The sequence below is a fragment of the Nonomuraea sp. NPDC052129 genome (assembly GCF_040680095.1).
In the GTDB taxonomy this organism is placed as follows: domain Bacteria; phylum Actinomycetota; class Actinomycetes; order Streptosporangiales; family Streptosporangiaceae; genus Nonomuraea.
Map to the genome: position 1 here is coordinate 350,672 of NZ_JBFAVX010000005.1, position 15,554 is coordinate 366,225.

A 15,554-nucleotide genomic window follows, 5' to 3' on the forward strand; every position below is an offset into this window, starting at 1 on the left:
GAATCAGAATTAGTATATCAGCGGCAGGTCGACAGAATCGGGTACTGGACGTGCTGGGCTACCGATACCTGTTGACGGACGCCGCGACGAGCTTGGCCGCCCGATCCGCAGTGGCGTGACCAGGTTGCCGGGCAGAGACGTCGATGACCACCGAGACGTTCAACAGGCGGAAGGCGGTGTGGGTTTGGTAGGGCGCGAACCCCCAGGTGCGCCGTTGGGAATAGCTGTACGCCTCGTCGCCGACCTTCGGCCCTTTGCGGAGCTTGGTCCCCGGGTTGCGCTTCGGTTCGTCCTTCATGTACTTGACCAGGCCCTCGTAGTAGAGACCGGCTGCCGAGGCATTGGGCAGACGGAACGCCATGACGCGCAGGCCGGTGCCGTCCGCCGCGGACCAGCCGCAGGAAGAGTCGAGCACGTACTGGCGCTTCATCGGCGTGCCGAACAGCGAGCGCGTCTGGGCGTTGGTCAGCAGGTCGCAGGCCTCGAAGTCGCGGGTGATCAGCGGCGTGGCCGTCGCCGACGGCGACGGGCTGAACCTCGGTGCCGCGGAGTAGGTGGTCCGGGGTGTGAGCGCGTAGCCGAGTAGGCGGACGATGTTCGGAAACAGGATCGGCACGACCACGACCCCCGCCGCCACGGTCAGCACCACCGCCAGCGCGGCTCCCACGAGGACCTGGGGCCGGACGCGTCGAGGCGGACGCTGGGGCGAGCGGCCCGGCATGGTCCGTTCTTGTTTCGGAGCCGGGCCCGTCGCGGAATCTCCGCGTGAGATGGCCTCCAGCCACCCGGCCACCTCGTCCGGGGGACAGCGGCGTTCCGGGTCCTTGTCCAAGATCGCGGCCAGCACGGGGGCGAGCGGGCCGGCCAGGCGGAAGGGGGCAGGCTCCTGCATCAGCACCGCGGCCAGCACCGCGGCCTCGTTCGGGCGGGCGAACGGCGGGCCGCCCTCCACCGCCGTGAACAGGGTGGCGCCGAGCGACCACAGGTCGGCGAGCGGGCCGTCGGCCTCACCCCGCAGACGCTCCGGGGCGATGTAGCCCGGCGAGCCGCTCAGCATCCCCGTCTGCGTGAGCCCGGTGTCTCCGGCGACGGTCGCGATGCCGAAGTCGGTCAGCAGCACTCGTCCGTCGTCGGTGAGCATGACGTTGGCGGGTTTGACGTCTCGGTGCAGGATGCCCGACGCGTGCGCCGCCGCGAGGGCGTCGAGCATCCGCAGGCCGATTTCGGCGACCCGGTGCGGGGGCAGGGGGCCGTCGTCGCGTACCGCCCGGTCGAGGGAGCGGCCGCGGACCAGCTCCATGACGATCCACGGCCGGTCGTCGTCGAGGACCACATCGTGCACGGTGACGATGGACGGGTGGGAACGCAGCGTCGCCGCGGCGCGCGCCTCACGGAGTGTGCGTTCGGTCAGCTCGGCCCGCGATGCCTCGTCGAGGTCCGGCGGGAGCCGCACCTCCTTGACGGCCACTTCCTGCCGGAGGAGTTCGTCCGTCGCCCGCCAGACCGTGCCCATGCCGCCCTGGCCGAGCTGCGACAGCAGCCGATAGCGACCCGCGAGCAGTCTCACAGTGCTATTGCCGACGTTCTGGACTTTCCGACCATACGTCGTCTCCTGTCGATATCCGGCTCAGCGCGGGCACATTAGATAGTAAAGGGATCGGGTCGCGAGCGTCAGCGAATGGTGATCAGAGCCGGACTGGACGTAACCACGGCCGCCAACCGAGCCGGCAAGCGGCTACCGGGGTACGACGGCCGGGTCACGAATGCCGAGTCACGACGGCCGGGTCACGACGGCCGGATCTGAGGGCCGGGACACGGCGGTGTGCCGCACGTCCTGAGATCACCGCGAGTGATGTCACAGCCCCCGGCCAGGCCTGGTGCGTAAGGCAGGACAAAGTCCGCCAAATGTCCGGTGTATGCCCTGGCTCAAGGATCTTCGGCGGCTGACACTGAGCCTGGCCGAAATGTGCGGCCTCTTCTGTCGAACCGGCAGCTCAACAGGGCCGTTGCAGGCTGCCCCCGATTATCTTTTGGAGACACCGTGTGGCGATGTTTGCGTGCTCCGCTCGTGGGATTGACGGCCGTATGCGCCGGCTTATTACCCGTGGCGGCACCGGCTGACGCGAGTGCGGCGGCGGTTACCGCGAGTTCAACAAATTTCACCGTCAACGATCCGGTGGGCTCCGCGTCCTGGGCGGTCGGTGAGGCGAAGCGGTCCGGCAAGCGGGTCGCGGTGACCGCGGAACAGGCCGAGAGCCGGGACGTCTACGCCAACCCGAACGGATCGTTCACCGCCGAGCTGCGGACCATCCCGGTCCGCGTCAAGCGTGACTCCGGATGGGTGCCGGTCGACACCGCGCTGCGGCGGCGGGCCGACGGCGGGGTGGAGCCGGGCGCGACCACGGTTCCCGTCGTCTTCTCCGGCGGTGGCGATCAGCCTCTCGTACGGCTCGGGCAGGGAAAGGCGCAGGTCGAGCTGCGCTGGCCGGCGCCGTTGCCGAAGCCGGTGCTGAGCCGGGACTCCGCGACCTACCCCGACGTCGTCGCGGGGGTGGATCTGCGTATGACCGCCACCGCACAGGGCTTCACCGAGGTGCTGGTGGTCAAGGACAAGGCCGCGGCGGCGAATCCGAAGCTGGCCGAGCTGACGTTCGGCCTGGCGGCGAAGGGCGTGTCGGTACGCGACGACGGGCACGGGAACATCGGCGCCTACGACGACAAGGGCAAGCAGGTCTTCGGGTCCGGCGCGCCGATGGCGTGGGACTCGACGCCGTCGGCCACCAAGCGGGCTGTGGGCGAGCTTGAGCTGGGCAAGGACACGCTGGTCCTGCGGCCGGACAAGAAGCTGCTGACCGATCCGGCGGCGACGTTCCCGATGTACATCGACCCGGACTTCGCCGCGGGCCAGACGGGGTTCGCCATGGTGCTGTCCGGCCATCCGTCGCAGGCCTATTGGGGCGGTGACGGGGAGAACCTGGCCAAGGTCGGCTACTGCGACTGGCCGGGCTGCAACGGCATCGGGGTGGCCCGTTCGTACTTCCAGTACGACGCGTCGTTCATGGTCGGCAAGCACGTACAGGTGGCGGAGTTCAACGCCTTCGAGAACTACGCCCCCTCGTGCTCGGCCCGGCCGGTCGAGGCGTGGGGGACGAACCCCGTCAGCGCGGGGACGACCTGGAACAACCAGCCCTTCCCCGGCGGCGGCCCGGTCGGCCTGGGGACGGTCAACGTCGCCTACGGCTACAGCGGTGCCTGCCCCGGCAACTGGGTCGGGTTCGACGCGACCGCCGCGGTCAACACGGCGGTGGCGAACAGCAACGGCCTCACGGCGATCATGCTGAAGGCGGCGAACGAGGGCGACGCGTACGGCTGGAAGAAGTTCAACACCAACCCCAGCCTGGTCATCACGTACAACAGCTACCCCAACACGCCGACCGGCCAGACGGTGGAGAACGACGCGTGCGCCGTGCAGCCGAACGAGCCGTACATCAATCCCTACATCGACAACGACCCCAACAAGGGACCGCGCGGGCCGCAGATGTCGGCGGTCGTCTCCGACCCCGACGGCGGCCCTGTGCAGGCCCAGTTCGAGTGGTACACGAGGTTCGGCGCGCGGCTCGGGGTGGCCGCCACGGAGTACAAGGCGTCCGGCTCCACCTTCACCATGGACGTGCCGACAGCGAACGCCGCGGACGGCGCCAATCTGGCCTATCGCGTACGGGGCGCCGACGGCGTCGACTTCGGGCCGTGGGGGCAGTGGTGTGACGTCACCATCGACAGAAAGGGCCCGGACAAGGCGCCGAAGGTCACTTCGACGACCTACCCGGAATGCCCGCCACCGGACTACGACCCCTGCCCCAGAGGCGGCGGCATCGGACGCACCGGCGGATTCACCCTGAGCGCCGACGGCGTCAGTGACGTGAAGGGGTTCGAGTACTCCCTGTACGGCCAGGAGAACACCTTCTCCTCCGTCACCGCCAGTTCGGGCAGCGCGAACATACTGGTCACACCGCCGGAGGACGGCTCATTGGACCTGTACGCCCGCAGCGTCGACCGCGCGGACAACCTGGGGCCGCTGTACCGCTACCACTTCATCGTCGGGCCGGGCACGCCGCCGAGGGGCCACTGGAAGCTCGACGGGTACGTCGAGACCAAGGCCGTCGACGAGTCGCCCGCCCAGCACGACGCGACCCTCTCCGCCGCGGCGCGCTGGCGGACCGGCCGCCATGGTGACGCGCTCTGGCTGGACGGCGGCACCGCGTACGGGGAGACCACGGGCGGCGCCACCGTGGATACGACGAAGACGTTCAGCGTCTCGGCCTGGGTGAAGCTGGACCGGCTCGACACCGTCTACCGGACGGCGGTCAGCCAGGACGGCACCCGGATCAGCGGGTTCTTCCTGCAGTACAACCCGAACACCAAGAAGTGGAACTTCATGATGCCGGCCTCCGACGCCGACGCCGCCGCGCGTCACGTCGCCGAATCGGCGGGCCCGGCGGTCGCCGGCCGGTGGACCCATCTGGTCGGCGAGTACGACGCCGCCGCCAAGGCGATCAAGCTCTATGTGGACGGCGTCGCCGGCGCGCCCGCCGCTCACACCACACCATGGAGCGCGAGCGGGACGGTGCAGCTGGGCCGGGCCCGATACGCCGCCGGGCCGGTCGACTACTGGCCGGGCTCGCTGGACGAGGTGCGCATCTACGACCGGACCCTGGCCACCGAGGAGATCCACGATCTGGCCGGCAGCCCGGCGGCCGAGGAGTTGTTCCTGCCGCTCGACGACGGGACCGGCACGACGGCGCAGGAGGTGTCCGGCAGCTACCGGGTCGGCGCCCTGGGCAGCGCCGCCTCCTGGACCACCGGCAAGGTGGGGGACGGGGCGGTGCGGTTCGGCGGCGGCACCGAGACGCTGGCGACCAGCGTGCCGGTGCTCCGTACCGATGCCGGCTTCACCGTCACCGCGTGGGCCAGGCTGGACGCGGCCGACGATCAGTGGCGGACGGTCCTCAGCCAGGACGCCGGCCAGGGGAGCGGCTTCCAGCTGCGCTATCGCGGTGACACCCACAAGTGGTCGTTCGCGCTGCCGCAGTCGGCGACCGACACCCAGCTGACTGCCCTCAGCGCCGATTCGGGTGAGAGCGCGCAGGCCGGGGCGTGGACGCATCTGGCCGGGGTCTATGACCCGGCGGCTCAGGAGATCCAGCTCTATGTCGACGGCGCGAAGGTGGCCTGGAAGAAGGCCACGGCGACGGTGAACGCCACCGGTGCGTTCCAGATCGGCCGGGGCCGGCAGAACAGCGCGGCGGCGACACCGTTCGCCGGAGACGTCGACGACGTGCACGCGTGGACCGGCGTCCGTACCGCCGACCAGATCAAGGCGGACAAGGACAAGCCCGTCACCAAGCGACGCAGCCTCTACGGGAGCCAGATCGCCCGATACGTCAACCTCGCCGGGCCGCACATCGTGACGGACGGGCCGGTGCCGGCGGGTTCGCACTTCGAGTTCTCCCTCGGCCAGCCGGCCGGGGCGGACGAGCCCAACACTCGCGTGATCTATTCGTGCCGTAGCGGGACGGCGGACTACTTCCTCGCCCCTGACAACTGCGGCACCTACACCAACCTCGGCAGCGTCGGCCGCTTCTACATCACGCCGCCCGCCGGTGTGCCCACGCGCCTGGTCTACCGGTGCCAGGTTCCCGGCGTGGGACATTTCGCCTCCACGGATCCGGGGTGTGAGGGCCAGACGACGGAGCTGCCGGCGCTCGGCTACACGCGCGCCTACACCCACCTGATCAGGCACAACACGACGGGCTACCCGTACGACCACGCCAGCGACACCGCCCGGCTCCCGGCGAACTACCGTCCGGAGGGCAACATGGGGACCCTGTCGATGACCCAGCTGCCCGGCACCACGGCGTTGATGAGCTGCCAGGACGGCACCGACACCTTCACCTCCGCCGACGCCGCATGCGAGGGCAAGACGGTCGTGCGCAGGCTCGGCTTCATCTGGACCAGCGCGCCGCAGTCCGTGCCCGGGGCGCCGAACGCCGTCGGCGTCGAGCTGTTCCGCTGCCGGGCGAGCTGGGGCGACCTGTTCGACTCGCGTGATCCCAAGTGCGAGGGACAGACGCAGGACCGCTCCCTCGGTTTCGCCGTCACTGGACTCTGACCCGGAAAGGGATCTCGACTGATGCGCCGTAACCGATGGCGGCTGTGGCCGATCACGGCCTTGGCCTGCTTGTTCGTCGTGCTCATGGCGAGCACTCCGGCCGGGGCGACACCGGCCCAGGTCGTGGATGTCATGGCCCTCCAAGGGCCGGTCAAGCCGAGCGAGCCGGACAAGGTCGAGTCCGTGCCCGGCGCGGACTTCGTGCCGCCGGCCGCCCGGCCCGACCCGGAGGCGGCGCCCGCCCGCCGCTCCGCCGCCAAGGCGGACTGGCCGGAGACGGGGGCGGCCGAGGTCACGCTGTCACCGGTGGCGGGTCGTGCCGCGGCGGCCAGGACGAGGGCCGGGTCGTTGCCCGTGTGGGTGGCGGCCACGGGCCGGCCGGGGCCGGAGCGGGTGAAGGTCGAGGTGCGGGACCGGGCCACCGCCGAGCGGGCGGGCGTGGCCGGGTTGCTGGTCTCGGTACGGCGCACGGATGGCAAGGCCGAGCGTGGGCCGGTGACGGTCACGGTCGACTATTCGGCCTTCAAGGACGCGTACGGCGCTGACTGGGCGTCCCGCCTGCGGCTCGCCCCAGCCTCGGGCGACCAGACGCCGGTCACCGCCGTACGCAACGACCTCAAGGCCGCGACGGTGTCGGCCGAGGTGTCGGTCGGCGACGCGGGCGGCACATTGGCGCTGACCGCGGCGCCGAACGGGCCGAAGGGCGACTACAAGGCCACCTCGCTGGCTCCGTCGAGTCAGTGGCAGGTCTCGACCCAGAGCGGCGACTTCGCCTGGTCGTACCCGATGCGGACGCCACCGGTGCCCGGGGAGCTCGACCCGCCCCTGGCGCTCTCCTACTCCTCCGGCGCGGTGGACGGGCACACCGTGGCGACCAACAACCAGCCGTCGTGGGTGGGTGAGGGCTGGAACCTGGCGCCCGGGTTCATCGAGCGGTCGTACAAGAGCTGCGCGGAGGACCTCGGCGGGAACAACGGCCAGACCAAGACCGGCGACCTGTGCTGGGAGACCGAGAACGCCACTTTGTCTTTCGGCGAGCAGTCCGGGCCGCTGGTCTACCAGAACGGCGTGTGGCGGCCGGAGGACGACGACGGCACCCGGGTCGAGCACCTGTTCCGTGACGATCCCCAGGCCAACGGCGACGACAACGGCGAGTACTGGAAGGTCACCACCAGCGACGGCACGCAGTACTTCTTCGGCCTGAACCGGTTGCCCGGCTGGGCGACGGGACGCGAGGTCACGCAGTCGGCCTGGACGGCGCCGGTGTACGGCAACGACACCGACGAGCCGTGCAAGGCGACCACGTTCGCCGCCTCGGCGTGCCAGCAGGCCTACCGCTGGAACCTCGACTACGTCGTGGACGCGCACGGCAACTCGATGAGCTACTTCTACAACCAGGAGAGCAACCGGTACGCCCAGAACAACGGCGCGAGCACGGGCACCTACACCCGTGGCGGCACCCTGGCGCGCATCGACTACGGCACCCGCGCCGGCCAGGAGTACTCCGGCCCGGCGCCGGCCCGGGTGGTGTTCGACTCCGCCGACCGCTGCGTGCCCGACCAGAGCTGCGCCACCCACACCACCGCCGTCTGGCCGGACGTGCCGTGGGACACCGACTGCGCGTCGATCGCCTGCGCGGACAGGTACGCGCCGACGTTCTGGTCCACCAAGCGCCTGGCGAAGGTGACCACCCAGGTGTCGACCGGCGGCGGGAACTACCGCGGCGTGGACCAGTGGGAATTCGCCTACACCTATCCGCCGGCCAACGACGGCACCGGCGACAAGGCGCTGTGGCTGAACAGCGTCACCCAGACCGGACTGGCCGGAACCCCGATCAAGTTGGACGCGGTGACCTTCGACGGCACGATGATGGCCAACCGGGTCAACTTCGTCGCGGACGGCCTGCCCGCCCTGAACAAACCCCGGATCACCAGCATCGTCTCCGAGTCGGGCGGCGCGATCAACGTGAGCTACGCGCGGCCCGACTGCGCCCCCGGCGCCCTGCCGGCGGCGGCGGAGACCAACACCAAGCGCTGCTTCCCGCAGCGGTGGACGATGCCGCCCGCGACCACGCCGGTCAACGACTGGTTCCAGAAGTACGTGGTGAGCAAGGTCGTCCAGGACGATCTGGTGACCGACACCAAGGACATGGTGACCAGCTACGACTACGACACCGTCAAGGGCGGCGCCTGGGCGTACAACGACAACCCGCTGGTGGCCGAGAGCCAACGCACCTGGTCGGACTGGCGCGGGTTCGAGAAGGTCACGGTCCGCAAGGGCGATCCGGCCAACGACGAGAACAAACCCGAGTCCAAGACCCAGTACCTGTACTTCCGGGGTATGAACGGCGACCGGCTCAACACCGCCGGCGGCGCCAAGCAGGCCAACGTCACCGACTCCGCGGGCGTGGCGCTGGCCGACGCCGAGCCGCTGAAGGGCTTCCTGCGCGAGCAGATCACCTACGACGGCACCAACGAGGTCACCGGCGCGATCAACGACCCATGGACCCGGCTCACCGCCACCCAGGGCAGCCTCCAGGCGAACCAGGTGGAGACCGCCCGGACGGAGACTCGCGAACGGTACACCACCGGCACCTACCGGGTGACCCGCGTGGAGACCACCTACGACGAGTACGGCAACCCCACCAAGGTCAACGACCTCGGCGACGTCGCCGTGACCAGCGATGATCAGTGCACCACCACCACGTACGCGCAGAATGTCGCCCTGATGCTGGTGGAACTGCCGAGCAGGACCACGACCGTCGGCGTGGCCTGCGGCAGCGACCCGTCCTACCCGGCCGACGCCATCTCCGACACGCGGCTGTCGTACGACGGGCAGGAGTTCGGCACGGCGCCGCTGCGGGGAGACGTGACCAGGACGGAGGAGGCCAAGTCCTACAACGGATCCACGCCCGCCTACCGGGTGAGCGATACCTCCGCGTTCGACTCCTACGGCCGGGTCAAGGAGGCGCGTGACGCGCTGCTCCGGCTGACCACCACGTCGTACACCGAGGTCAACGGGCTGACCACCGAGACCAAGGTGACCAACCCGCTCGGCCACACGGTGACCACCACCCTCGACCCGGCGTGGGGGAGCACCGTCCAGGAGAAGGACGCCAACCAGCGGACCACCTCGCTGACCTACGACGCCCTCGGCCGGCTGGTGAAGGTGTACCAGCCGGGCCGTACCGAGGCGGCCGGGGACACCCCGAACACGCGCTATGAGTACGGCCTGCGCCGGAGCGGCGGGCCGAACTGGGTGCTCACCAGCACGCTGGGCCCCAACGGCAACCGCATCGTGACGTACGCGCTGTATGACGGCTTCCTACGCTCCCGGCAGACCCAGGCCGCCAGCCCCGGCGGGGGCCGGATCCTGACCGACACCTTGTACGACTCGCGCGGTCTCGTCAGCGTGAAACGGGCCGCCTACCACCACGCCGACGCCCCTGGGACGACGCTGTACCAGCCGGAGGGCGGCAACGTGCCGAACGCGCTGGTCACCACCTACGACGGCGCGGAACGCAAGCGGGCCGAGATCACCATGACGCTCAAGCCCGATGGCACCATGGGCGAGCGATGGCGCACGGAGACGTCGTACAGCGCCAACTGGGTCAGCGTCATCCCGCCCGAGGGCGGGACCGTGACCACCACGTACACCGACGCCCGTGACCAGGTCTACGCGCTGGTGCAGTGGCAGGGCAGGACCCTGAGCGGCCCGAACGACGTGACCCGCTACGCCTACACCAAGGCCGGCGACCTGGCCAAGGTCACCGATCCGGCGGGCAACGTGTGGCGCTACACCTACGACGTGCTCGGCCGCAAGACCAAGGCGGAGGACCCGGACAAGGGCCCCTCGACCATGACCTACGACGACGCCGACCAGCTGCTGACCACCACCGACGCGCGCGGCAAGACCGTCGTGTCGGTGTACGACGACCTCGGCCGCGCCGCGGAGACCCGGCTGACCTCGGCGACCGGGACGCTGCTGACCAAGACCGTCTACGACACGCTGGCCAAGGGCGCCTTGACCTCCTCGACCCGGTACGTCAACGGGCAGGGCTATGTGAACGCCGTCACCGGCTACGACGCGGCCGGACGCCCGGAAGCGACGTCGGTGACCATCCCGGCGGCGGAGAACCAGCTCGCCGGCACCTACACCACGACGCTGACGTACGCGGCCGACGGCAGCCCGGCCACCAAGACCCTCCCCAAACTGGGCGATCTCGCGCAGGAGACGCTGACCTACGGCTACGACGATCTCGGCCGGCCGGACACGGTGGCCGGCGACCTGACCTACGTCACGGACACCGAGTACAACGAACTGGCCGAGATCGCCCAGCGTGAGCTCGGCCCGGCCGGGCAACGGCTGTGGAGCACCACCTACTACGAGGAGGGCACCCGCCGGGTCACCGAGACCCTCACCGAACGCGAGAAGGCCAACGGCGTCATGGTGAACGACCTCACCTACGGCTACGACCCGATGGGCAACGTCAAGCGCATCACCGATCGCACCGTGGGCGCGGCGAAGGACAGCCAGTGCTTCACGGTGGACTACCTGCGCCGCGTCACCGAAGCCTGGGCCCAGGGCACCGACACCTGCGCGGCCACCCCGTCGGCGTCCGTGATCGGCGGCCCCGCGCCCTACTGGCAGCAGTACGGCTACGACCAGACCGGCAACCGGCGCACTATGACCGCGAAGGGTCTCGGCGGCGCCGCGGACGTGGCGACGACCTACTCCTATCCGACCGCCGGCGACGGCGTGGTCAGGCCCCACGCGGTCACCGCCACGACCACCGGCTCGACGAACGCGACGTACGCCTACGACGCGGCCGGCAACACGATCACGCGGCCGGCATCCGGCGGCGCACAGACCCTGGCCTGGGACGACGAGGGCCTCCTGGCGTCGATCACGGCCGGCGGCAAGACCACCTCCTACCTGTACGCCGCGGACGGAGACCAGTTGATCCGCCGCGACCCCGGCTCGGTGACGCTGTTCCTCGGCGACGGCGAGCTCCGGCTCAACACCGCCACCGGCTCCACCACCGGAACCCGCTACTACGACGGCCTGGGCACCCGCACCGGTGACGGTTTCACCTGGACGGTCGCCGACCACCACGGCACCTCCCAGACCGCCATCAACTCCACCACTCTGGCCGCCACCTCCCGGCGCCTGGACCTGTTCGGCGCTCCGCGCGGCGCGGCCACCACCTGGCCCGCCGGAGACCGCGGCTTCGTCGGCGGCACGATCAACCCGGACACCGGCCTGACCCGTCTGGGCGCCCGCGAATACGACCCGGCGATGGGCAGGTTCCTGTCGGTCGACCCGGTCATCGACCCACTCGATCCGCAACAGATGAACGCCTACGCCTACAGCAACAACAACCCGGCCACGATGAGCGACCCCGACGGGCTCAGGTACCTGGAGGGCGACAATCCGCCCGTGAGCCACAAGCCCACCCCGGCGAAGAAGCCGAAGAAGCCGATCAAGAAGCTGAAGAGGCCGGTGAAGAAGCCGGTGCGGATGCCGCTGAAGAAGAAGAAGCCGAAGTCGATCGCCCACCTGAAGGACTTCGGCGGCAGCTGCGTGGCGGACCGGCTCTACTGCGAGAGCCTGCCGGCGCTGCTGGCCGCGCGGAGCCGTGCCGCACAGCACGACTGGAACGGCGCGGGCGGCCCACGCGGACATGTGGGCGGCGCGCCCACCGGAACGACCACCACGTATTCCGACAAGGGGAGCACGAAGACCGTGGTCACCAAGGTCGATGGCATGACGACCAAGGAGAGCAAGTACATCAAGCTCGGTTTCGGGGACAACCCCTGGATTCTCGACTACGAGGCCGATTACCTCAACCACAGCATTAAGAATCCGGGCGGTGTCAGCACCACTACTTACATGGATATAGCGATGAGGGCCCCCAAGGACTACAGCTGGGAGAACATCAAAAAGGGCCTGAACTGCTGGGCCGCGGTGGTCGGAGGCACTGCGGGCACCGTGGCATCGGGTCCTGCCGCCGTGCTGGTCGGTCCCGTCGCGGCAGCGACAGTCGCGACCACTTGTTACTGAACGATCCCTGGCTGAAATCACCGATCCACTGGGACGAGACACGAGTGATTAATCCACGGAAGGGACTGATTGTCCAAGGGAGGGAAGGGAGGAAGTAGGAGCAGGTCACACACGCTCTGTCACGAGATGGGATGGGACGGTTATGGCAGATCACACCTTTCGTGATCGCCGGGACGCCGGACGGGCACTGAGCGGTCTACTGACTCAATACCGCGATCGTGACGACGTGATCGTGCTCGGGCTGCCGCGCGGCGGCGTACCTGTGGCCTACGAGGTGGCCGCCGCGCTGGAGGCCCCGCTGGAGGTGTTCCTCGTGCGCAAGCTCGGCGTGCCGGGGCACGAGGAGCTCGCGATGGGGGCGATCGCCAGCGGCGGGGTGATCGTGCTCAATGAGGAGGTCGTCCGCGGGTTCGGCATCGAGCCGTCGGTCGTGCGGCGAGCGGCCGAGCGGGAGGGCCGCGAGCTGGTACGGCGGGAGCTGGCCTATCGCGAGGGGCGGCCGATGCCGGAGCTGGGCGGCCGTACCGTCATGCTGGTCGACGACGGCCTGGCCACCGGGTCGAGCATGCGGGCGGCCCTGCTCGCGGTGCGGCGGCTGCGGCCGGAGCGCATCGTGGTGGCGGTGCCGGCCGCGCCCAGCTCGACCTGCGAGGAGCTGCGGCTGGAGGTGGACGAGGTCGTGTGCGCCACGACGCCGTCCCCGTTCTTCGCCGTCGGGCAGGCGTACTGGGACTTCGACCAGGTCACCGACGAAGAGGTACGGGAGCTGCTGCGGGCGGCGGCACGACCCGGGAACGCGAACAGTACGCGCACGGGCGGCGGGCGGTCCGAAGCGGCGATCATCCGCATGGCCGCCGCGGTCGTCGAGAACGGCGTCCCCCCGGACGAGACCCTGTTCGGGCTGGTCGGGGATGCCCGGCTGGTGCTGATCGGGGAGGCTACGCATGGCACCGCCGAGTTCTACGCCGCACGGGCGGAGATGACCAGGAAGCTCATCGAACAACACGGCTTCCACGGCGTGGCGGTCGAGGCCGACTGGCCGGACGCCTACCGGGTGAACCGCTACGTGCGCGATCGCGGCGAGGACGAGACGGTGGAGGAGGCGCTGCGTGGTTTCGAGCGCTTCCCGACCTGGATGTGGCGGAACACGGCCGTTGTGGACTTCGTCGGCTGGCTGCGCGATCACAACGACCGGGTCGGCGACGAGGCGCGCAAGGCCGGTTTCTACGGGCTGGACCTGTACAGCCTGTACCGGTCCATGCAGGATGTCATCGACTACCTCGATCGGGTCTCCCCTGAGGCCGCGGCGCGGGCCCGCGAGCGGTACGCGTGCTTCGACCACGCCGACGGCGACGCCCAGTCGTACGGGCTGGCGGCGGCCTTCGGCGCGGGGGAGTCGTGCGAGGAAGAGGTGGTCGCACAGCTCGCCGACCTGCAGCGGCACGCGTACGAGTACGCCAGGAGAGACGGCCTGCTGGCCGAGGACGAGCTGTTTCACGCCCAGCGCAACGCCGTGAGCGTGCGCTCGGCCGAACGCTACTACCGCTCGATGGTCACCGGCCGCATCTCCTCCTGGAACCTGCGCGACGAGCACATGGCCGACGCCCTGGACGCCCTGTCCGACCATCTCGGCCAGGTCCGTGGTGAGCCCGCCAAGCTGGTGGTGTGGGCGCACAACTCCCACCTGGGCGACGCGCGGGCGACCGAGATGGGCGCCCGGGGCGAGCTCAACGTCGGCCGGCTGGTCCGCGAGCGCCACCCCGGCGAGTGCCGCCTGATCGGCTTCACCACCTATTCGGGTACGGTCACCGCCGCCGACGACTGGGGCGGCCCGGCCGAGCGCAAGACGGTCCGGCCGGCGCTGCCGGGCAGCGTGGAGGAGCTGCTGCACCAGGCGAGCAGCGGGGAGTTCCTGCTCTGGTTCGACGTGGCCAGGCCCGCCGCCGACGTGCTGCGGACGGCGCGCCTGCAGCGGGCCATCGGGGTGATCTACCGGCCGCAGACCGAGCGGCAGAGCCACTACTTCCAGGCCCGGGTGGCCGACGAGTTCGACGCGTTGATCCATATCGACGACACCCGCGCGCTGGAACCGCTTGAGCGGACCGCCGTCTGGGAGCGGGGCGAGGCGCCCGAGACGTACCCGTTCGCGGTCTAGCTTCGGGGAGGAGACCTTCGGGGGATAGGACCTTTCGGGAGAGGACCTTTCGGGGAGGGGACATGAACATCGCGGAAGCCGGCGTACGGATCCCGATCGGTGACGTGGCCCTGGACGCCGACGTCGCCGTGCCCGCCGAGCCGCGCGGAGCGGTGCTGTTCGCGCACGGCAGCGGCAGCGGGCGCCACAGCCCGCGCAACCGCTACGTCGCGGGGCGGCTCCAGGCCGTCGGCCTGGTCACCGTACTGGCGGACCTGCTGACCACGGCGGAGGAACGGCGTGACGCCTTGACCGGCGAGCTCAGGTTCGACATCGGCCTGCTCGCCGACCGCGTGGCCGCGCTGACCGACTGGGCCAGCACCGACGCCAGGACCGCGGACCTCGGCATCGGCCTGTTCGGCGCCAGCACCGGCGCCGCGGCGGCCCTGGTCGCCGCGGCGGAGCGGCCCGACGCGGTGCGGACCGTCGTCTCCCGAGGCGGGCGGCCCGATCTGGCGGACGACGTCCTCACCCGGGTACGCCAATCCACCCTGCTCATCGTCGGCGGCGAGGATCCGGCGGTCATCGACCTCAACCTCCGGGCGATGCGGCGGATGCCCGGCGAGGTCCGCCTGGAGATCGTGCCGGGCGCGTCCCACCTGTTCGCCGAGCCCGGCACGCTCGAGCAGGTGGCCCGCCTGGCCACGGACTGGTTCGTCACCCGCCTCTGAAGTGTCAGCAGATCGTTTCGACGATCGGTGAAGCGTGGTTCCGGCGGGTCCATGGCGCACTAGCGTCTATTCGCAGTACAGGCGTACGCGTGTAAAGGACAGGCCCATGGGGGAGCGGCTGGAAATCCATCGGCACGTGGTCGATGGCGGGGTGGCACGCTGGACGGACGCGGCCGTCCAGCTGCGGGACAAGCTGGCCGAGGCCAGGGGCAGGATCGAGAGCCTGCACGCCGCCGCGCCGTGGGGGCACGACTCGGCCGGCCGGGAGTTCGAGCAGGCGTACCTGGCCGACGACGGCCCCAACGCCATGCTCCGGGCGGGTGCCGAGTCGGCGGACTTCGCGGTGGCGGCCGGTCCTGCGGTGACGGAGAACGTGGCCAACTCGGCGGGGGCCGACTCCGACCTGGTGGCGCCCAGACGCGTGATGCCGTCCTGATCATGCGTGGGGAAGGGAAGG

6 protein-coding genes are annotated in these 15,554 nt (G+C 70.1%); 5 read left to right on the forward strand and 1 reads right to left on the reverse strand.

Features of this window, described 5'->3' with window-relative positions; translation table 11 throughout:
* Positions 1-58 precede the first annotated feature (58 nt).
* Positions 59-1,567 carry a serine/threonine-protein kinase gene (locus AB0L53_RS15510; RefSeq protein WP_363993493.1) on the reverse strand — a complete coding sequence of 503 codons (1,509 nt, stop codon included), beginning with the start codon at positions 1,565-1,567 and terminating at the stop codon, positions 59-61.
* Between the two features lie 609 nt (positions 1,568-2,176).
* Between AB0L53_RS15510 and AB0L53_RS15515 the strand changes: the two genes are divergently transcribed.
* The 5 genes from AB0L53_RS15515 to AB0L53_RS15535 all read left to right on the forward strand — a co-directional run bounded on the left by AB0L53_RS15515 (position 2,177) and on the right by AB0L53_RS15535 (position 15,533).
* The gene (locus AB0L53_RS15515; RefSeq protein ID WP_363993495.1) at positions 2,177-6,169 is read left to right on the forward strand and encodes a LamG-like jellyroll fold domain-containing protein; all 3,993 of its coding nucleotides are present in this window, start codon (positions 2,177-2,179) and stop codon (positions 6,167-6,169) included.
* Between the two features lie 21 nt (positions 6,170-6,190).
* On the forward strand, positions 6,191-12,232 hold the full coding sequence (locus tag AB0L53_RS15520) for an RHS repeat-associated core domain-containing protein (protein WP_363993497.1): 6,042 nt from the start codon (positions 6,191-6,193) through the stop codon (positions 12,230-12,232).
* Positions 12,233-12,374: 142 nt separating this feature from the next.
* Positions 12,375-14,387 carry an erythromycin esterase family protein gene (locus AB0L53_RS15525; protein WP_363993499.1) on the forward strand — a complete coding sequence of 671 codons (2,013 nt, stop codon included), beginning with the start codon at positions 12,375-12,377 and terminating at the stop codon, positions 14,385-14,387.
* A gap of 62 nt (positions 14,388-14,449) precedes the next feature.
* On the forward strand, positions 14,450-15,097 hold the full coding sequence (locus AB0L53_RS15530; RefSeq protein WP_363993501.1) for a dienelactone hydrolase family protein: 648 nt from the start codon (positions 14,450-14,452) through the stop codon (positions 15,095-15,097).
* A gap of 106 nt (positions 15,098-15,203) precedes the next feature.
* A complete protein-coding gene (locus tag AB0L53_RS15535) occupies positions 15,204-15,533 on the forward strand; it encodes a hypothetical protein (RefSeq protein WP_363993503.1) in 330 nt (109 codons plus the stop codon).
* Positions 15,534-15,554: the final 21 nt, after the last annotated feature.